Origin of the sequence: Variovorax sp. dw_308 (assembly GCF_019207085.1) — a bacterium.
Lineage (GTDB): Bacteria > Pseudomonadota > Gammaproteobacteria > Burkholderiales > Burkholderiaceae_C > Variovorax.
In genome coordinates this window covers 417,693-436,613 of sequence record NZ_JAATOM010000001.1, presented here as the reverse complement: position 1 = coordinate 436,613, position 18,921 = coordinate 417,693, and the positions used below count along the sequence as shown (strand labels likewise).

At 65.6% G+C, this 18,921-nt stretch carries 17 protein-coding genes; 10 read left to right on the top strand and 7 right to left on the bottom strand.

The features are described from left to right. Positions 1–20: 20 nt before the first annotated feature. A complete protein-coding gene (locus HCU76_RS01960) occupies positions 21–1,376 on the top strand; it encodes an MBL fold metallo-hydrolase (protein ID WP_218508286.1) in 1,356 nt (451 codons plus the stop codon). Between the two features lie 3 nt (positions 1,377–1,379). Here HCU76_RS01960 and mdeB read toward each other — a convergent pair whose 3' ends face one another. After that, on the bottom strand, positions 1,380–4,016 hold the full coding sequence (gene mdeB / locus HCU76_RS01955; RefSeq protein WP_218508285.1) for an alpha-ketoglutarate dehydrogenase: 2,637 nt from the start codon (positions 4,014–4,016) through the stop codon (positions 1,380–1,382). Between the two features lie 105 nt (positions 4,017–4,121). Between mdeB and HCU76_RS01950 the strand changes: the two genes are divergently transcribed. Then, positions 4,122–4,595, top strand: coding sequence for an Lrp/AsnC family transcriptional regulator (locus HCU76_RS01950; RefSeq protein WP_218508284.1), 474 nt, complete (start codon positions 4,122–4,124; stop codon positions 4,593–4,595). A 47-nt stretch (positions 4,596–4,642) separates the two neighbouring features. On the opposite strand, the gene HCU76_RS01945 is transcribed toward HCU76_RS01950, so the two are convergent. After that, a complete protein-coding gene (locus tag HCU76_RS01945; protein ID WP_256353917.1) occupies positions 4,643–5,539 on the bottom strand; it encodes a TetR/AcrR family transcriptional regulator in 897 nt (298 codons plus the stop codon). Between HCU76_RS01945 and HCU76_RS01940 the strand changes: the two genes are divergently transcribed. Genes HCU76_RS01940 through HCU76_RS01925 form a run of 4 tightly spaced genes read left to right on the top strand, consistent with a single transcriptional unit; the run spans position 5,529 to position 8,334 of the window. Continuing rightward, complete coding sequence (locus tag HCU76_RS01940) at positions 5,529–6,044, top strand: flavin reductase family protein (RefSeq protein WP_256353916.1); 516 nt, start codon at positions 5,529–5,531, stop codon at positions 6,042–6,044. The genes HCU76_RS01945 and HCU76_RS01940 overlap by 11 nt on opposite strands. 27 nt (positions 6,045–6,071) lie before the next feature. Continuing rightward, positions 6,072–7,280 (top strand): hypothetical protein, encoded by a 1,209-nt coding sequence (locus HCU76_RS01935; protein ID WP_218508281.1) that lies wholly within the window; start codon positions 6,072–6,074, stop codon positions 7,278–7,280. Positions 7,281–7,300: 20 nt separating this feature from the next. Next, positions 7,301–7,876: a VOC family protein gene (locus tag HCU76_RS01930; RefSeq protein ID WP_218628210.1), complete on the top strand. Its 576-nt coding sequence runs from the start codon at positions 7,301–7,303 to the stop codon at positions 7,874–7,876. Between the two features lie 26 nt (positions 7,877–7,902). Beyond that, complete coding sequence (locus HCU76_RS01925; protein ID WP_218508280.1) at positions 7,903–8,334, top strand: nuclear transport factor 2 family protein; 432 nt, start codon at positions 7,903–7,905, stop codon at positions 8,332–8,334. A gap of 40 nt (positions 8,335–8,374) precedes the next feature. Here HCU76_RS01925 and HCU76_RS01920 read toward each other — a convergent pair whose 3' ends face one another. Both HCU76_RS01920 and HCU76_RS01915 read right to left on the bottom strand, forming a co-directional pair. Further along, positions 8,375–10,117 (bottom strand): CocE/NonD family hydrolase, encoded by a 1,743-nt coding sequence (locus HCU76_RS01920; protein WP_218508279.1) that lies wholly within the window; start codon positions 10,115–10,117, stop codon positions 8,375–8,377. A 62-nt stretch (positions 10,118–10,179) separates the two neighbouring features. Continuing rightward, positions 10,180–11,448 (bottom strand): AraC family transcriptional regulator, encoded by a 1,269-nt coding sequence (locus HCU76_RS01915; RefSeq protein WP_218508278.1) that lies wholly within the window; start codon positions 11,446–11,448, stop codon positions 10,180–10,182. Here HCU76_RS01915 and HCU76_RS01910 point away from each other — a divergent pair. The 4 genes from HCU76_RS01910 to HCU76_RS01895 are packed head-to-tail and all read left to right on the top strand — an operon-like array spanning position 11,344 to position 14,832. Then, a complete protein-coding gene (locus HCU76_RS01910) occupies positions 11,344–12,708 on the top strand; it encodes an MFS transporter (RefSeq protein WP_218508277.1) in 1,365 nt (454 codons plus the stop codon). The two genes, HCU76_RS01915 and HCU76_RS01910, sit on opposite strands and share 105 nt — an antisense overlap. 57 nt (positions 12,709–12,765) lie before the next feature. After that, positions 12,766–13,392 carry a hypothetical protein gene (locus HCU76_RS01905; RefSeq protein WP_218508276.1) on the top strand — a complete coding sequence of 209 codons (627 nt, stop codon included), beginning with the start codon at positions 12,766–12,768 and terminating at the stop codon, positions 13,390–13,392. Then, on the top strand, positions 13,389–14,546 hold the full coding sequence (locus tag HCU76_RS01900; RefSeq protein ID WP_218508275.1) for a zinc-binding dehydrogenase: 1,158 nt from the start codon (positions 13,389–13,391) through the stop codon (positions 14,544–14,546). The genes HCU76_RS01905 and HCU76_RS01900 overlap by 4 nt, the downstream gene beginning before the upstream one ends. Continuing rightward, positions 14,503–14,832 (top strand): cupin domain-containing protein, encoded by a 330-nt coding sequence (locus HCU76_RS01895; protein WP_256353915.1) that lies wholly within the window; start codon positions 14,503–14,505, stop codon positions 14,830–14,832. The genes HCU76_RS01900 and HCU76_RS01895 overlap by 44 nt, the downstream gene beginning before the upstream one ends. 63 nt (positions 14,833–14,895) lie before the next feature. Here HCU76_RS01895 and HCU76_RS01890 read toward each other — a convergent pair whose 3' ends face one another. From HCU76_RS01890 to HCU76_RS01880, 3 genes are all read right to left on the bottom strand, one after another. Continuing rightward, positions 14,896–16,371 (bottom strand): 8-oxoguanine deaminase, encoded by a 1,476-nt coding sequence (locus HCU76_RS01890; protein ID WP_218508468.1) that lies wholly within the window; start codon positions 16,369–16,371, stop codon positions 14,896–14,898. 59 nt (positions 16,372–16,430) lie between these two features. Further along, a complete protein-coding gene (locus HCU76_RS01885; RefSeq protein ID WP_218508274.1) occupies positions 16,431–17,858 on the bottom strand; it encodes a nucleobase:cation symporter-2 family protein in 1,428 nt (475 codons plus the stop codon). Positions 17,859–18,011: 153 nt separating this feature from the next. Beyond that, on the bottom strand, positions 18,012–18,917 hold the full coding sequence (locus HCU76_RS01880; protein WP_213955443.1) for a LysR family transcriptional regulator: 906 nt from the start codon (positions 18,915–18,917) through the stop codon (positions 18,012–18,014). Positions 18,918–18,921 lie beyond the last annotated feature (4 nt).

Genomic DNA, 18,921 nt, shown 5'->3' with positions numbered 1-18,921 from the left:
GCTCAAACCAACAATCGCGTATGAAGCTCGTATTGGTCGGACACGCGTGCTGGCTCCTCGAAACCGCAGACGTCCGGATCCTGTTCGATCCGCTTCTCTTCGATCCCAACCAAGCCGATTGTTATGAGGTCCACCCTTCCCGCTCGGTGAATATCGATGCGCTTCGGGACGTGCAGGTCGTTGTCGTCTCGCACAGGCATTCCGATCACTTCGATTTGCGCTCGCTGGCTGCATTGTCGAGAGAGGCTCAAGTCCTCTGTCCGCAAGACACGCTGCTGGCAGACACGCTGCGCAGACTCGGCTTCAGGAGCGTCCGGGCATTGGGTGACTGGCAACCCGTGCGGTTCGGCAGGACAAGCCTGCTCGCGACACCATCGGACAACAAGGTGCCGGAACTGGGGTTCGTGGTTTCAGACTCGGTGAATGCCGTGTGGAATCAAGTCGACACGCAAGTGAGCGCGCGCACGGCGCAACGGGTCAATGCGATTCATGGGCGCCTGGACGTCGTCATCAGTCCATGGCAGCCGCTGATGGAGCTCAAGTTCCAACTCAATGAAGAGACAGGATTTCCGCATCGCGACTACTTCGATCTGCTGGCCCGCGCCCGTTCAAGCAATGCCAGGATGCTGGTTCCGGGTGCGTGTGGCTTCAGGTACACCTCGGGCGGCGACTGGATGAACAGGCAGGCATTTCCGGTGGCACGCGATCGTTTCATGGACGACCTGGCCGCCGCATGGCCGCATGCACCGGTACAGCTGGAAGGCATGGCGCCGGGCGACGAAATCGTCTTCGAAGGGGAAGAACCGGTTATTCGCCGGCAAGGCAGTCCGATCGCCTCGTCGAGTTCCGATGACGAAGACCAACGCGTGGCCTACTGCCCCGTCGATCCGTTCGCAAGCCTTTACAGGAACATTCGCGAGCGCGATGCACGCGCATGCGGGATCGAGGATGTCATCGAGGACCTCGACCGCTTCGTACGAGCCAACTGGGAAGACAAGTCTTCAGCACTGCAGCGTTTGCGCGGCTGGAAGGTGTTGTACCAGTTGATCGTCTGCTTCGACGACTTCAATTGCTTCGTGCATTGGGACCTGGGGCGCACCGGAGAGCGAGTGGATGGGAACGACACGCGGGCCACCATGACGTCGATCGTCAGCGGCCGGGTACTTCGGCTGTTGTTCGAAGGACGCTGCGGATGGGAGGAGGCGTACCACTCGGGCGAGTGTCGCTCCTTTCAGACGGTGGCTGCCGTCTCGGAGCGGGAGTACGCATTCCCCCGACCAGGCGATGTCGAGGATCTGCTGCGATTGCGCTACCCGTATTTCGACTGCTTCGAGAAGGTCATCGACCAGGAGATCGCCCAATGGGGCGCTGATTGACTGTCAGCCGACTGGACGCAGCGCATGCCGCGCCGCCTTCACGATGCTCGCCGCATCCACCCCGAAGAAATCGCGCAGCGCCGCGCGCGTGTCGCTGCGACCGAAGTCGTCGGTGCCGAGCGTGAGGTAGCGGCGGCCTTCCGGCAGATACGCGCGCACGCTTTCCGGCACGGCGCGCACGTAGTCGGTCGCGGCGATGACCGGACCGTTGCCTTGCGCAAGCTGCTGCGCGATGAACGGCACGCTACCGGCCTCGCCGCGCAGTTCGGCTCGCTCGCACGCCGCGCCGTCGCGGGCCAGTTCACTCCAGCTCGTGACACTGATCACCTCGGTGGCGATCCCTTCCGACGCGAGTTGCTGCGCGGCCTTGATGACCTCGGTGAGGATCGCGCCGGAGCCCAGCAGCGTCACCTGCGTTGACGTGGCGTCGGCAGGGAAGCGCCCGAAGCGATAGCAACCGCGCAACACATCACCATGCACCTCCTGCGGCAGGCTCGGCTGCGCGTAGTTCTCGTTCATCAGCGTGACGTAATAGAAAACGTCCTGCTGCTCGACCATCATCTCGCGGATGCCCGCATCGATGATCAGCGCCATCTCGCCCGCGAAGGCCGGGTCGTAGGCCTTGCAGTTGGGGATGGTCGCGGCGACGAGGTGGCTGGTGCCATCTTGATGCTGCAAGCCCTCTCCGCCGAGCGTGGTGCGGCCAGACGTGGCGCCGAGCAGGAAGCCGCGCGAGCGTTGATCGGCGGCGGCCCAGATCGCATCGCCCACGCGCTGGAAGCCGAACATCGAGTAGTAGATGTAGAAGGGCAGCATCGCGAGACCATGCACGCTGTAGCTCGTGGCCGCCGCCGTCCAGCTCGCGATGGCGCCAGCCTCGCTGATGCCCTCCTCCAGGATCTGCCCGTCGGTGGCTTCGCGGTAGCTCAGGATGGTGTCGATGTCTTCCGGTGAATAGCGCTGGCCCACGCTCGAATAGATGCCCACCTGCTTGAACAGGTTGGCCATGCCGAAGGTGCGCGCCTCGTCGGCCACGATGGGCACGACGCGCGGGCCGAGTGCCTTGTCCTTCAACAGGTTGCCGAGGATGCGCACGAAGGCCATCGTCGTGCTCATGTCCTTGCCTTCGGCTTCGATGGCGAACTTGGCGTAAGCGGCGAGCTCGGGCTTGGGCACGACGTCGCAAGCCGTCTCGCGCCGCGGCATCGCTCCGCCGAGCGCTTGTCGATGCGACTTCAGGTACTGCATTTCCAAGCTGTCGTCGGCCGGCTTGTAGAAGGCCAACGACGTGGCCTGCTCGTCGGTGAGCGGCAGGTTGAAACGGTTGCGGAAGCCGATGAGGTCCGCGCTCTCGAACTTCTTGTGCGAGTGCGTGGTCATCTTGCCCTGCCCTGCGCCCATGCCGTAGCCCTTCTTGGTGTGGGCGAGGATCACGGTCGGCTGGCCTTGATGGGCGGCGGCCGCGGCATAGGCCGCGTGGATCTTCACGAGGTCGTGGCCGCCGCGCTTCAGGCGGTCGATCTGCTCGTCGGTCATGCCTTGCGCGAGGCGCGCGAGTTCCTCGTTCTGGCCGAAGAAGGTGTCGCGGTTGAAGCGGCCGTCCTTCGCGGCGAAGGTCTGCATCTGACCGTCGACCGTGTTGGCGAAGGCACGCGCCAGCGCGCCCGTAGTGTCGCGCGCGAACAGGCCGTCCCAGTCGCTGCCCCACACCAGCTTGATGACGTTCCAGCCTGCGCCTGCGAAGAGCTTCTCCAGCTCGTCGATGATGCGGCCGTTGCCGCGCACCGGGCCGTCCAGGCGCTGCAGGTTGCAGTTGACCACCCACACCAGGTTGTCGAGCTTCTCGCGTGCGGCCAGGGTCAGGGCGCTCATCGACTCGGGCTCGTCCATCTCGCCGTCGCCGAACACACCCCACACCTTGCGCGCGCCGCAGTCGAGCAGGTTGCGGTGCGTGAGGTAGCGCATGAAGCGCGCGTGGTAGATCGAGCTGATCGGGCCGATCCCCATCGAGCCGGTCGGGAACTGCCAGAAGTCGGGCATCAGGTAGGGATGCGGATAGCTCGACAGGCCGCGCGCGCCCTCGCCTGTCGTGAAGGCCGGCGCGGTGAGTTCCTGGCGGTAGTGTGAGAGGTCGTCTTCGCTCAGGCGCCCTTCGAGAAAGGCCCGCGCATACACGCCCGGTGCGCTGTGCGGCTGGAAGAACACGAGGTCGCCGCCGTGGCCCACGTCCCTCGCGTGGAAGAAGTGGTTGAAGCCCGTCTCGAAGAGGTCGGCCGCGCTGGCGTAGCTGGCGATGTGGCCGCCCAGTTCGCCATAGGAATGATTGGCCCGCACCACCATCGCGAGTGCGTTCCAGCGCATCAGCGACGCCAGTCGCTCCTCCACTGCGAGGTCGCCGGGAAAGGCGGGCTGCGCGTCAACCGCGATCGTATTGACGTAGGGCGTGCACAACTCCGGCGCCCAGCCGATGCGCTCGTCGCGCGCCATGCGCGCCAGTTCGTCGAGCATCTGCCGCGCGCGCACCGGGCCGTTCGCGGCGACCAGCGCGGCGAAGGCATCGCGCCATTCGGCGGTTTCCTGGGGGTCGGGATCGATGGCGCTGGAAAGCGCTGCGAGGTGGGGCGCTGAGAGGGCATTCATGGAGAGCACTTTAGAGCGGTCGGGGCCAAATGTGTTGCTGTGCAGCCTTGTAACCGGGTGCTTGTGCAGCATAAACTGCCGCGCAACAAAGCAATCACGGCATCCATGAAGCTAGATAGCCTCGACATCCGCATACTCGACGAACTGCAGCGCAATGGCGCACTCTCGAATGTCGACCTCGCGCGCCGCGTGCACCTCTCGCCCTCACCGTGCCTTGCACGCGTGAAGGCGCTCGAAGGCGCCGGCGTGATCGACCGCTACGTCGCCATCGCCAACGCCGCGGCACTGGGACTGGGGCTCAACGTCTTCATCTCCATCAGCCTGACGACGCAGAGCAAGGCATCGCTCGCCACCTTCGAGCAGCGCATCGCCGAGCATGACGAGGTGATGGAGTGCTACCTCATGACCGGCGACAGCGACTATCTGATCCGCGTGCAACTGGCCGACATCGGGGCGCTGGAGAAGTTCATCCTGGAACAGCTCACGCCCATCCCGGGTATCGAGAAGATCCGCTCGAGCTTTGCGCTCAAGCAGGTGCGCTACAAGACCGCCCTGCCCTTGCCCTCGGCTCGGCCTTGATGGCTTTTGAACCGCAGGGCTGGCTACAAGAGCGGTCGCCGGATCCTCTAGGCTTCATCTTCAATCTCGTGATCCTCTCGACCAGAACCTGCCAGCGGCGTCCAGGCCAGCCGCTGCCCGCTGATCCATTCGTCCAGGTGCCGCCGTGAGAACTCGACACCGCGTTCGCGCAGTTCGGTGCTGCAACCCAGGGACTGGAGCGCCATCCTGACGGAGATGTCCATGTACGCATGCGGATCCGCCACGCCGCTGCGCACGCCCTGGATGCCTCCGGCAGAGGCGCCCATCAGGAAGTCGCAGGCCGTCTGCGCATCGTCGATGTGGAACTGGCCCAAGACCCTGCCGCGCTCCAGGTCGCGCGCCATGTAGATAGCCACCAGAGAGTCGCGCGGCCACGCATCCATGCGCGTGACGAACGCCGCCCAGTCGGGGTCCCGCCACGCGCGAATGAGGAACAGCCGAAAGCCAACCGCCGCGCGTTGCCAAGGCTCCTTCAGGCAGTCGTAGAGCGGAAGGATCTCCGCGATCATGCGTTCGTTCATCCCGGTGCTGGCAGCCCGCAGCGCATCGTCGAGCGAAGGAAAGTGCTGGTAGAACGTGCCGCGCGAGATCCCTGCCTCGCGCACCACGTCCTCGATGACGGGCATGTCGTCGCCCCGGCGCACGAACACCCGCACGGTCGCCTCGAGGATGCGTTTGCGGGTGCGCTCGCGTTTGCGCAGCGCGCTCTGCACACGGTGATCGTTGTCGCCGGCTCCAAGGCGCGACGCTGTGGGCGATGCCTGCATGAGGTGTCTCCTGACGCTTCGATGCCAAGCTGACATCTTGACGATTCGGCATTCTGACTTGCGGAAAGCAGGCATGGAAGCGTCGCCGCCAAAGATCAAGAATTCGTCCATGGCCCCCACCCTTCCCGACTCGGAGCAACGCACGATGAACTCCATCGAACCCAGCCTCTTTCGCTCGGTCATGGGGCGTTTCGCCACCGGCGTGACCGTGGTGAGCTATCACCGGGAGGGCCTGCCGGCGGGCATGACCGCCAATGCCTTTCTGTCGGTGTCCCTCGAGCCTCCCCTGGTGCTGGTGTCCGTGCGGAGAAACTCCCAGTTCACTGCACACGTGCGGCACGGCAGCCGTTATGGCGTGAATCTATTGGCCGAGAGCCAGCAGGACCTGAGCTCGCACTTCGGCGGCCGGCCCGTCGAGGGGATACCGATCCCGTTCGTGCACTCGGCCGGCACGCCGCTGATCGATGGCAGCCTGGCGCACATCGTGGCCCGCGTCGTCGACATCCATGCGGCCGGCGACCACCTGCTCTACATCGGCGAAATCGAGCATCTGAGCCATGGCACCGATGCCAGTCCGCTCATCTTCTACGGCGGCAACTACCGCCAGGTGCACACCCACGCGAAGCCCGCTGTTCAGTGGCAATCCACCGATGGCTGGTGAATGCCATCTCACCCTGAAGGAAACAACATGTCCCATCTCCATCCCGATCCTGAAGTCACAGACCTGCGTGCGGAACTCGTCCGCCGCGCCCATGCGCTGAAACCGCTGCTGCAGAAGAATGCAGCGCAGACCGAAAAAGACCGTCGCGTCGTCGAGGAAAACATCCTGGCCCTGAGCGAGGCGGGCCTGTTCCGCACGCTGCAGCCGCGGCGATACGGTGGCTACGAAGCGGGCGTGCGAACGCACCTCGACGTCACCGCGGCGATCGCGGAATACTGCCCCTCGAGTTCGTGGGTGGTCAACCTGATCGGCGTGTGCACCTGGTTCGCCTCCCTGCTTCCGGGCCGGGCGCAGGACGAGATCTTCGGCGCCAATCCGCTGGCCCGCGTGGCAGGCGTCTTCACGCCGAGTTCGCAGACGCACCGGCGCGCGGTCGATGGCGGCCTGGTGGTCTCCGGCAAGTGGTACTACGCATCGGGTTGCCTGCACGCCGACTGGGGCTTGATCGGCTTGACCGAGCAGAACGAGAAAGGCGAAGTCACCGACCAGTTCCTGGCCTACGTGCCGATGAGCGAACTGCGCATCGAGGACACCTGGCATACCGTCGGGATGCGAGGCAGCGGAAGCAACTGCCTGGTGGCCGACGAGATCTTCGTGCCCGACCATCGCATGTATTCGATCCAGCGGGCCATCGGTGGCGACTACGCGAGCGAGTTCAAGGAGGAGCCGCTCTACCGCAGCGCCTTCGTACCGGTCGCAGCCTTGATCCTGGTGGGTCCGCAGCTGGGCATGGGCACCGCCGCGCTGAAATATGTCATCGACATGGCCGGCAAGCGCAACATCGCATACACCGTGTACGGCAAGCAGTCGGAATCGGTGGCCTTCCAGATGCAGATTGCCGAAGCGGCCATGAAGATCGACACGGCGCATCTGCATGCGTACCGGGCGGCGGAAGACATCGAGCGCTTCGCGGCCGAGGGCAACTATCCGGACTTCGTCGCGCGGGCCAGGGTGCGTGCCGACACGGGCCATGCCATCACGCAGATCGTGGAGGCACTCAACATCCTGGTCACGGCGCACGGCGCGGGATCCTTTGCGGAATCGAGCCCGATGCAGCGTTTCTGGCGCGATTCGAACACCGGCGCCCGGCATGCCGTGGCATCGCCCCTGATCGCCGCCGAGGTGTACGGCAAGGCACTGCTCGGCGTCGACACCTTCGTCACGCCACTGGTGTGAGTCACTCAAAGAGGATCAACATGTCAATCCGACCCACGAGCTTCGCGCACGTCGTCTACCGCACTTACCGCTTCCAGCAGATGCTGGCGTGGTACGTGAAGGTGTTCGACGGCAAGGTTCAATACCAAAGTCCGGTCATCGCCTTCGTCACCTACGACGACGAGCACCATCGCGTGGCCTTGCTCAACATGGGCATCATCGTCGGGGAGTCCGAGGCGCGCTCTCCGCGCGGCCAGCCCGGGATGGACCACGTGGCCTACGGCTACCGCTCGCTCGCCGAACTGTTCGAGAAATACGCCGAATTGAAGGCGTCGGGCGTGTTGCCGTATTGGTGCATCCACCACGGCATCACGGTCTCGCTCTACTACGCCGACCCGGACGGCAACCAGATGGAGTTCCAGGCGGACAGCTACACCTCGAACGACGAGGCCAACGCGTTCATGTACGGCCCGAACTTCGAACTCAATCCGATCGGCGTCGAGTTCGATCCCGAGGTCTTCCTGGCCCGCTTGCGTGCCGGCGAAAGCGAAGCGGCGCTGTTGACGCGCACCGAGCATCTGCCCGTCTCGGAAATTCGCGGCTCGATGTTGGGCTGAGCGGCTGGGCATTGAAAACCCATGACATGAACAGCGATCAAACCCAACCAACCCGCATCGAGGACGAGGCCGCCTGCGCGCGCCTGTGCGTCGACTTCGCGAACCACCTCGATGCGCGGCGCTATCCCGAGGTACTCGATCTGTTCACGCAGGACGGGTCGCTGGATCGCATGGGGACGGTGTTCGCCGGCCGCGCCGCGATCGAGGGCTTCCTCGACGCGCGGCCGACGGGCATGACGACCCGGCACCTGTGCACCAACATCCGAGTGCATTTCGACGACGGCGCGGACGAGGCCACCGGCTTCTGCTACGTCCTGTTCTTCCAGGGCAGCGCAGAAACAGGTCCCTGCATCGCGAAAGGTCCGCCATCGGTGGTGGAGTACCACGACCGCTTCAGCCGCACTTCGTCGGGCTGGCGCATCCAGGAGCGGCGCATCCGCATGGCCATCCAGGGCTGAAGAGGCTCCGATCAAGCCCTCGCGGCGCGCGGCAATCGGCCTACTTCCGAGCCTTGACCGGCAACTGGAGATATGACGCGTACCCTCCTCCGGTGTGTATGACGTGCTGGCCGCTGTTGGCGCCCACATACTCCTCGATCGCTGGCATCAGGGTGCCCAGGAGATTGCGGGAACTGACGATGAAGCGCAACTGCTGGCCGGGGTAGAACGCGAGGCCCATCGGCATCAGGTCGATCTCGATGTCCACGATCTGCCCGGGGCTGAGTTTCTCCACCCGGTCGAAGCTGTGCGCAGGCACATCGCCGGTGGCCAGCTTCTCGTCCAGGTGACGGGCGGAGACGCGCAGGCGTCCATCCGATCCCTTGTACCGCAGGATGGTGGCGCCATGGTCGGTGAGATCGTGTGCCATCGCGCTCTGGTTGGGAACGGTGAATGCCTGGAGTGGCGTGCCGTACTTGTCCAGCTTCTGCACCAGCACGAAGAGGTCCATGTCATCGGCATCCCGCGCCTCGACCCACAGGTGCGCCTTCGGATAGCCGACGATCACTGTCTCCTCGTCAAAACGCGTGAGGAACGACACTGCGTTGGGATTGGACGCCTCGGCGTAGGAAGCGTGGAACTCGGCGGCGGGCGCATCCAGGGTCAATGTGCGCGAGCGGCCGTCGAGATAGAACCTGGTCGGAACGACATCCGTCGGTGGGAACCGGGCCGCGGGGAGATCGACGCGATCACCGCCCTCCAGGTCGAGCACGCTGTATCGCACGGGCGGCGTCTGCTCCCAATCGTTCTCCACGTTCTTCAGGTAGCGGTCGAAGAAGCGCAACAGGTCAGCCCGATTGCGCTCGTCGTAATAGTCCGGCCACTCCTGGCCGTTGTGGATGCGCAGCCACTTGTCGTTCGAAGCGATGCGCCTCCAGGCGCGGAAAGTTCCTGCGGTGTGAAGGGTGTTCGAGTAGCTGGCGACCACGTAGGCGGGAACCGTGATCCGGTCGAACTCGGGGATCTTGTTTTCCCACAGATCGTTGATTAGCGGATATTTTTCAACCTCCGCAAGAAGGTCCTCCTTCAGGTTCTTGCCGAAGAAGCTGCCCTCCTGCAGTTGTCGTGCGAAGCCCACATCGGGCATGCCTCCGCGCATGACGAGGTCGCGATACACGTCGCTGACCCCCTCCCACGGATTGATGGCCGCCAGGTGCGCAGGCTGCTCGGCCGCAGTGAACCATTGCGACACGGCAAGGTAGGAAGTTCCGCTCATGCCGACCTTGCCGTTGCACCACGCCTGCTCGGCCAGCCACTCGACGATGTCGTGGCCGTCACGGCCGTCCTGCCGGTCCCAGATCACGGAGTCACCTTCTGAATCGACCACGCCGCGGATGTCGGGGTTGCAGATCGCATAGCCCTGTGCCACCCAGAAGGCTGGATCGGGCGCCTCGAACTTCGCGAGGCCGGAGACCACGTTGTTGTTCAGGCCGACGAGACCGAACACACCCATGACGCTGGCAGAAGTGCCCTGCCCCTTGCCATAGGGGCTGTAGGCCACGATGACGGGCACTTTTTCCGATCCAAGCGGACGAAAGACATCAACGTGAACGGTCACGCCGTCGCGCAGCTTCAACGGAACATCCTTCTCGAACAGGATGTCCACCGGGATGGGCCGGAACGCAGGCGCGATCTGGAAGCCCGCCTTCAGGATTCGGGTCCCTGGATCGAACGGGGTCAACAGGCCGGTGCGCGGGGCAGGCAGTGGACTGGACGGGATGTAGATCTTCTTGTCATTGCGCACGCAAAGTTCCTTTGGACCGAGTGGTCCGTGTCACGCGGTTATACGTTTGCGCAGTGGCGTCTTCAAGCACCTGGTGCTTTGGAGGCGCCCGCGACCATCTGCTCTCGCCGCCGGATGGCGAGCGGCGTCTCGCCAAACCAGCGCTTGCACGATCGCGTCAGCGCCGATTGCTCCGACAGTCCCAACTGCTCGCAGACCTGTACCAGCGGCAAGGGGCCGGCAAGGTAGCGAAGCGCCGCTTCGCGCAACACGGCGTCGCGCACGTCGGCAAAACGCACGCCTTCCAGACTCAGCTGGCGCTGCAGTGTGCGAGGGTGCAGGGCCAGCATCGCCGCGACGCCTTCCAGCGCGCATTGCGACGTGCCCAGCGTGCGCGCAATTGCGAGCTGCACGCGTGTGCGCATGCTTTTCTGCGGGGCATCGAAGGTGCTTTCGAGATAGTGGGTCGCCAGGTTGCGCAACGTCGCATTGGCCTGCGGCAACGCTGCATCGAACAGCTTGCGCGGCACGATCAACGAAGCGCTGGGTTGGTTGAAGCGCGGTGCGATGCCGAACGCATGCCGGTAAGCCGACGCGCTGGCGACCGGAGCATGCGGAAAGTGCACGGCCTCCAGCCGGTAGCGATCCCCGCCGAGCAGCGCCAGGATGCGGTGACCACCGCACAGCATCAATTCGAACGCCTGCCGGGACTCGGGTAAATGCATGCCGGACGTCTCATAGCGCAGTTCGGCGAAACTCGCGCCCGCACTCCCGTCGGTGACAAGCGTGATCGCCAGTCCCTGGTTGTGCACGTACATGTAGCGCGATGCGATCTTCAAGGCTTCGCCGAGCGTGGGTGAGTTCTGGATGGCTACCGCAATCGGCCCGAGGATGCCCATGTCCTGCGCCTGGGCCAATCGCAAACCGAAACCCGGACATTCGAGCTCGCGTGCGGTGGCCTCCAACAGCCGCGCCAGCTTGAACGCGGGCACCAGCAATTCATCGTCGCCCAGCAACTTTTCCGGCAGCTTCTGGCTGCGCAACATGGCCGCGGGATCGCCGCCAAGGCTTCGCACCAATTCACTGAAGCCACGCAAACTCGCGGCGCGAACACTGTTGGACATGTGTCGTGAAATGTCAAATATTCGTCGCGCGGCGTCAAGCCCTGGGTTGCCCGCACCGGCGACCATCAAGCCGCCAGCTGCTTGCTGGCTCCCCTGCCCCACGCCAGACAAGAAAGACGAGACATGCGCATCCAAGAAAGCAAAAACTTCAAGATAGGCGGCCCGCGCGCCACCTATGTGCTGGTCATCTGCTCGCTGCTGAACGCAGTGGCCTACGCCGACTGGCAAGTGATGGCGGTCGTGCTGCAGTCCATCAAGCGCGATCTCGGGCTGACCGATTCGCAGATCGGCGCGGTCAACACGGCCTACTTTCTCGGCATCATCGTGTGCACCTTGCCGGTGGCGCATTTGGTCGATGCCTGGAGCCGCAAGAAGATGATCGGCTTGATGGCGCTGGCCTGGAGCGGCTTCACCCTGGCGACCGGCTTTGCGGGTGGCTTTGAATCCATGCTGCTGACGCGGCTGGGCGTCGGCATCGGCGAGGCGGGCTATGCGCCTGGCGGCACCGCGCTTGTTTCGGCGTCGTATCCCGAGTCGCAACGGGCTCGCAAGCTCGGCGTCTTCAACCTCTTCATCACGGTGGGCGTCATCCTCGGGGTGATCGTCGGGGGCTACCTGTCGGCGCACCACGGCGGCTGGCGCACACCTTTCGTGGTGTTCGCCGTACCGGGCATCGTGCTCGGGGTGCTGGCGTTCTTCATGCAGGACTACCGGCTCGAACGAGATGCCGGGCAGGCGCGCTCCCACGGCAGCATCCTCGCCAATCTGAAGCTGCTGCTGTCGGTGCCCACGCTTCGCTGGATGTACTTCGGGCTGGGCATGTTCGCGGTGCTGCAGGTCTCGGTCGGTACCTGGTTTCCGTCACTGCTGATGCGCGCTTACGACATCAAGGAGGACAAGGCCGGCCTCGTGATGGGCGTGGTCACGATCTTTGGCTTGGCCGGCCCGATCCTGGGCGGCGTGCTGGCCGATCGCTGGCACCAGCGCGTTCCCGGCGGGCGCATGCGCCTCGCTTCGGCCAGCATCGCCATCGCCGCCGTGTTCATGTTGCTGGTGTTGCTTGCGGGGCTGGATCTGAGCAACAAGCCGCTGATGATGTTCTGCGCGGCCATGATGCCGCTGCACAGCATCTTCGTCGGCATGGCCTTCCCTGCCGTCGCGGCCACCAGCCAGGACGTGGTGCCGCCACACCTCAAGGGGCTTTCCTGGGGTGCGGCGATGGTGGCGCTGTTCATGCTCGGCGGCGCCTGGGGACCGCTTCTTGTGGGCGCGATTTCCGACCGCCTCGCCGGCGGCTACCAGGGGCTGGCGATGGGCCTGGCGGTGACCGGCGTGTTCGGTTTCATCGCGAGCTGGGCCTGGTTCGTCACGGCGCGCCATGTCGAGGCAGACATGCGGCGAGCGTCCAGCCTTGGGTTGTCCGAGTCCGACGAAAAACAGCTCGCAAGCGGCCATCGCTCGGCGGTGACCAACGCAAACCTCCGCTGAGTTCACCCCGCACCCACGAGCGCAACCCAATCAATAAACCTCAGAAAGAAGAAAGACATGGCCTCCGAAATCGACATGAGCCGCCTCGACATCACCCGGCAGAACGTTGCCGTCGAAAAGGCGCTCGCCAACACCACGAACCCCCGCCACCGCTATCTTTTGCAGGCTTACCTTCGGCATCGCTATCTCGAATCCGCGGGACGGTGGCAGGAAATCCTGGACCCCTCGCTGACGGTGGACAAGCCGTTCTATCGCTTCAACTTGGCCGGCCGTGAACCCTTCACGCTCGAAGGCAAGGAGCAGGTGGGCATGCTCTACGGACATTGGACCGCGACGAACCAGTGCATCTTCTACGTCGAAGACGAAGACGTGGCCGTCGGCGATCACATGGTGATCGGCCGCGGCATCGGCTATCAACAGACGCTGGGCTCCGAACTCGCCGCCGCCGGCCTGGACGTCGATCCCACGGCCATGTACCTCAAGAAGTCCCAGATCATGATGCTGTGGCCCTACGACGACCAGTGCCGGTTGCTGGGCGAGGACGTCTGGGAGTTCGATACCGCAAAGGCCGGCCTGTACAAGCTCGACCCGGCCGACGTGCTGACGGCGGCGCAAAGCCGCGAGCTGCTCGATCCCTTCATCAAGCCATTGCCGGTCTTCGACGACAGCATGCTGCCCCGATGAAAGCGGTCGTTTGCCAGGACGCGAAGCTCGACGTGATCGACCTGCCCGAGCCCGAACCCGGGCAGGGCCAGCTCGTGCTCGAGGTGACGCGCTGCGGGATCTGCGGCTCTGACCTGCACGCTCGCCACCACGCCGATGCCCAGGCCGATGTGCTGGCCGAGGCCGGCTACGACGGCTTCGCGCGGTCGCACGAGGCGGTTGTGTTCGGCCACGAGTTCTGCGGCAACATCGTCGAGCATGGGCCGGGCACCTCGAAGAAGATCAAGACCGGCACCCCAGTGGTCGCGCTGCCGCTCGTGCGCCGGCCCAACGGGATGCATGCGATCGGCCTGTCCGCCTCCGCGCCTGGCGCTTACGCGGAACGCGTGCTGATCGAAGAAGCGTTCATGATCCCCGTGCCCAACGGCCTCGCGCCCGAAATCGCGGTACTCTCCGAGCCGATGGCAATCGGTCATCACGCGGTCAATCGATCGGAGATCACCCGCAAGGATGCCGCGGTGGTCATCGGTTGCGGCCCGGTCGGCCTGGCGATCATCTGCCTGCTGAAGACCAAGGGCATCGAGACCATCGTCGCGAGTGACTTCTCGCCGGCCCGGCGCGCGCTCGCCACTGCGTGTGGCGCAACCATGGTCGTCGACCCTGCGACGGCCTCGCCCTACGAGGCGCTGGCAGCGCGTGGCTACACCACCTCGATCGCCGACCACGCGGCAGGCGGGCTGAAGGCAATGAAGGGTCTGCGCAGCCTGCCCCTGCCTTGGCACCTGACCCTCGGCGCGTTGAAGGCGCTGGGCGCCACTGCGCCAAAGCGGCCGATCGTGTTCGAATGCGTCGGCGTTCCCGGCATCATCGACAGAATCATCACCGACGCTCCGCTCCATTCCCGCGTCGTCGTCGCCGGCGTCTGCATGACGCCGGACCAGTTCCGCCCGGTGATGGCGACCAACAAGGAAATCGACCTGCGCTTCGTCATGGGCTATGACCCGCTGGAGTTTCGCGACACCTTGCGGATGCTGGCCGACGGCAAGATCGACGCGTCGCCTCTTGTCACCGGCACTGTCGGGCTCGATGGTGTCGCTGGCGCATTCGATGCCCTTGCCGCGCCGGACAAGCATGCCAAGATCGTCATCGATCCCCGAAGCGCCGCGGTCTTGTAGCCGCCGCGAGACCGGGCTGCATTCGTCGGGGGCTGGGCTGCTGGACTTCGACGAGGTGCTGGTGCGTGCCTGGCCGCCCGGGCAGGTGGTCGGCACGCACAGCCATCCGTTCGCCGTGAAGGCGCTGGTGGTGCAAGGCGAGATGTGGCTGACCGAAGGCGGTGATACACGGCCGCTGAAGCCCGGTGACTCCTTCGAACCGGGCTACGCCGCTCCGCATGCGGAGCGCTACGGCAGCAAAGGCGCGGTCTACTGGGCCGCCCGGCGCAACACCAGGCCCGATTGACAGACGGCGCGATGTCGGCCGGTCGCCGCTGTCAGCGACGCCGTGCAGGCCCCCACCGCCAGACTACGCAGGTTCCGCTTCGTCGCAAGCCGGCTCCGCTGCTGCATTGCCCAAGCTGAACCGCGTTCTCGTGGCCGCCGTGTGCGGATGCCGCGCCGAATCGTAGAGACTGCGCGCCAGCGCGCGGTGCATCGCCACCAAGGGTTCGAGTTCGAGGTCGACGAACTGCCCGTCGCGAATCCGCACCCGCCCGTTGATCACGCTGAGCGACACATCGATGCTCTGGCAGAACACCAGCGCCGCGACCGGGTCGTGCCCCGCGCCCGCATGCCCCACGCCGCGCAGATCGAAGGCCACGAGGTCGGCCGACATGCCCGGCGCCAGCGCGCCGATGTCGTCGCGGCCGAGCACCTTGGCGCCGCCCAGCGTCGCGATCTCCAATGTCTCGCGCGCCGTCAGTGCCGCCGGACCGAAGCCCACACGTTGGAGCAGCATCGCCTGCCGCGCCTCGCCCAGCATGTGCGCGCCATCGTTCGATGCGCTGCCGTCGACACCCAGGCCGACCGGCACGCCTGCGCGGCGCATGGCACCGATCGGCGCGATGCCTGAACCCAGCCGCATGTTGGAACAGGGGCAATGCGCAACGCCGGTGCCGGTGCGCCCGAACAGCGCGATGCCCGCCGGGTCGAGCTTGACGCAGTGCGCATGCCACACATCGCGGCCGACCCAGCCCAGGTCCTCGGCGTACTCCGCCGGCGTCATGCCGAACTTCTCGCGCGAGTAGGCGATGTCGTTGTCGTTCTCGGCCAGGTGCGTGTGCAGCGAGACGCCGTACTCGCGCGCCAGGAAGGCCGACTCGCGCATGAGGTCGCGCGATACCGAGAAGGGCGAGCATGGCGCCAGCACGATGCGGCGCATGCTGTGGCGCGAGGCGTCGTGCCAGCGCGTGATCAGGCGCTCGCTGTCGGCCAGGATCGCAGCCTCGCTCTCCACCACCGAATCGGGCGGCAGGCCGCCGAGGCTCCTGCCCACGCTCATGCTTCCGCGCGCCGCGTGGAAGCGCATGCCCATCGCCTCGGCCGCCTCGATCGAATCGTCGAGCCGCGCGCCGTTGGGGAACAGGTAGAGGTGGTCGCTGGTGGTCGTGCAGCCCGAAAGCATCAGCTCCGCCATCGCGGTCTGCGTCGAGACCTGCACCATCTTCGGCGTCAGCCGTGCCCACAGCAGGTAGAGGTTGGTGAGCCAGCCGAACAGCTCCGCGTCCTGCGCCTCGGGCACCACGCGCGTCAGGCTCTGGTACATGTGGTGGTGCGTGTTGACCAGCCCCGGCATCAACACGTGGCCGCGCAGGTCGATGGCATCGGCCCCGCCGCTGGCCAGCGCGTCGCGCCATTGCGCAGGGAGTTCGCTCGTCGGCCCGACCCAGGCGATGGCCGGCCCTTCGACCACGACGGCCCCGTCGGCGATCTCGCGCCGCGCGGCATCCATCGTGACCACCACGTCGGCGTGGCGCAGGACCAGGGCGCGGCTCTTCTTCATGCTGTGGCTCATGTCGATCTTGTTGCAGGCGTCGGCGCTGCTGCGTTGCGAGGAAAAGCTCATGCCTCGGCCGAATGGGCGGCACCCGCGGCGAGCGCGAACGAACACTCCTTCGACAGCACGCCGTGATAGAACAGGTTGAGGATCACCGCCGACAAGGTGCCCAGCACGATGCCGCTGTGCGTGATCGGATGCGTCCAGGCCGGCAGGTGCTGGAAGAAGGTCGGCGACAGCGTCGGGACCAGGCCGAGCCCGATCGAGATCGCGATCACGTAGAGCGCATGCTTGTTCTTCGCATAGTCGATCGAGCCCAGGATGCGCACACCCGTCGCCGCCACCATGCCGAACATCACGATGCCCGCGCCACCCAGCACGAAGGGCGGCACCGAAGCCACGATGTGCGCCACCTTCGGGAACAGCGCCAGCAGGATCAGCAGGCCGCCGCCCATCGCCGCCACGTAGCGCGAGCGCACGCCGGTCACCGTCACCAGCCCGACGTTCTGCGAGAAGGAGGTGTACGGGAAGGTGTTGAAGATGCCGCCGATCAGCGTGCCCAGGCCGTCGGCGCGCAGGCCGCGCGTCAGCAGCTCGGGCGTCATGCGCTTGCCGGTGATCTCGCCCAGCGCGAGGAACATGCCGGTCGATTCCACCAGCGTGATCAACATCACGATGCACATCGACACGATGGCCGCCGCATCGAAGCGCGGCATGCCGAAGTGGAAGGGCGTGGTCAGCGCGATCCAGCTCGCGTCCTCGATGCCGTCGAAGCTCATGAGGCCCAGCGCGAGGGACACCAGCACACCCGCGACGATGCCCAGCAGGATCGCGATGTTGGCCCACAGCCCGCGGCCGAAGCGCGTGATGAGCAGCACCACGACCAGCACCAGCGCCGCGATCGCGAGCTTGGCCGGGTCGCCATAGTCCGGATTGGCGATGGCATGCGCCACACCGTCGACCATGCGCGTGGAGCTCGGTTGCCCACCCGCGGCCCAGTTGATGGCCACGCCCATCAGCGACACGCCGATCAGCGTGATCACCGTGCCCGTGACCAGCGGCGGAAACACGCCGAGCATGCGGCCCATCATCGGCGCCACCACGATGCCGAACAGGCCGGCGGCCATCGTGGCGCCGTAGATCGAGCGGATGTCGAGCGACGGGTCCAGGCCGATCGCGATCATAGGGCCGACGGCCGCGAAGGTCACGCCCATCATCACCGGCATGCGGATGCCGAAGCCCCAGATGCCCAGCGCTTGGATCAGCGTCGCGATGCCGGCCGCCAGCAGGTCGGCGTTGATGAGGAAGGCGATGTCCGCCTTCGACAGCCCCAGCGCGCCGCCGACGATCAGCGGCACCGCAACGGTGCCCGCGTACATCACGAGGACGTGCTGCAGGCTCAGCGCCGCGCAGCGTGGAAGGGGGACTTTCTGGTCGACCGCGTCGCGCGTGGCGTTGTCTCCGGCGGCGGTCGTGTTCGTGTGGGAACGCATGTCTCTGGACCTTTCTGCAGTGGGGCGCTCGGGTGGCGCATCTGTCGGCGGGACCGGAGTATGGAAGCGCACCATCCCCTCGCGCAAAGTCAATAAATCGCGCGGCGCGTCCACTAAAAGTGCACGTCCGGGAAGACCCGGGTTGCGCCTGGATCAGCTCGCCACCAACGCTTCCTCGATGCAGACGATCACCTGCTGCACCAGCACCTCCGCCGCAGCGCTCAACGCGGCACCGGCGCGCGTCACCAGCGCCAGGCTTTGCGGGCGCAGCCCGCTGTCGCGCAGCGGCACGAACACCAGCGTGCCGGCACGCACGTCGTCGCCGACATCGAGGCGGTTGAGCAGGCTGACGCCCGCACCCTGCCGCGTGAGCTGGCGCATGAGCGCGGTGGAGGTGGTCTCGATGACCGGCGCCACGCTGATGGCCGAGCGCCCCAGCGCGCCGTCGAGGATCGGCCGCAGCGTCAGCGAGGCGGTCGGCAGGATCAGCGGAAAGCCCACGCAATCGGCCAGCGTCGTGGAGCTGCGCGCACTCAGCGCATGGCCCGGCGGCACCACCGCGCCGATCGGCCACTCGCTGGTGAACAGCGTGCGAAGGCCGGCGTTGTCGGGCACGTCGTAGGCCAGCGCCACGTCCACGTCGCCTTCGGTGGCTGCCTTGAGCAGCGCCGTGATCTGCATGTCGATGAGCTTCAGGTAGATGCCCGGATAGCCGGCCCGGCAACGCTGCGCCACCGTCGGCAGGAAGGCGCTGGCCAGCCCTGCCGTGGTCGCCAGAGAAGCCTCGCCCTGTCGCAGGCCGCGCACCGCATCGATCTGCTGCCGCACGCCGTCGAACTCGCGCAAGGTACTGCGCGCATGCGCCAGCACGATCTCGCCGACCGGCGTGAGCTTGAGCTTGTTGTGGATGCGCTCGAACAGCGGCGCGCCCAGCTCGGCTTCGAGATTCAATATCTGCCGGTTGACCGCCGTCGGCACCACATGCAGTTGCTCGGCCGCCTTGCGGATCGAGCCGGCGCGCACCACCTCGACGAAGTAACGGACCACCTTGGCATGCATCGGT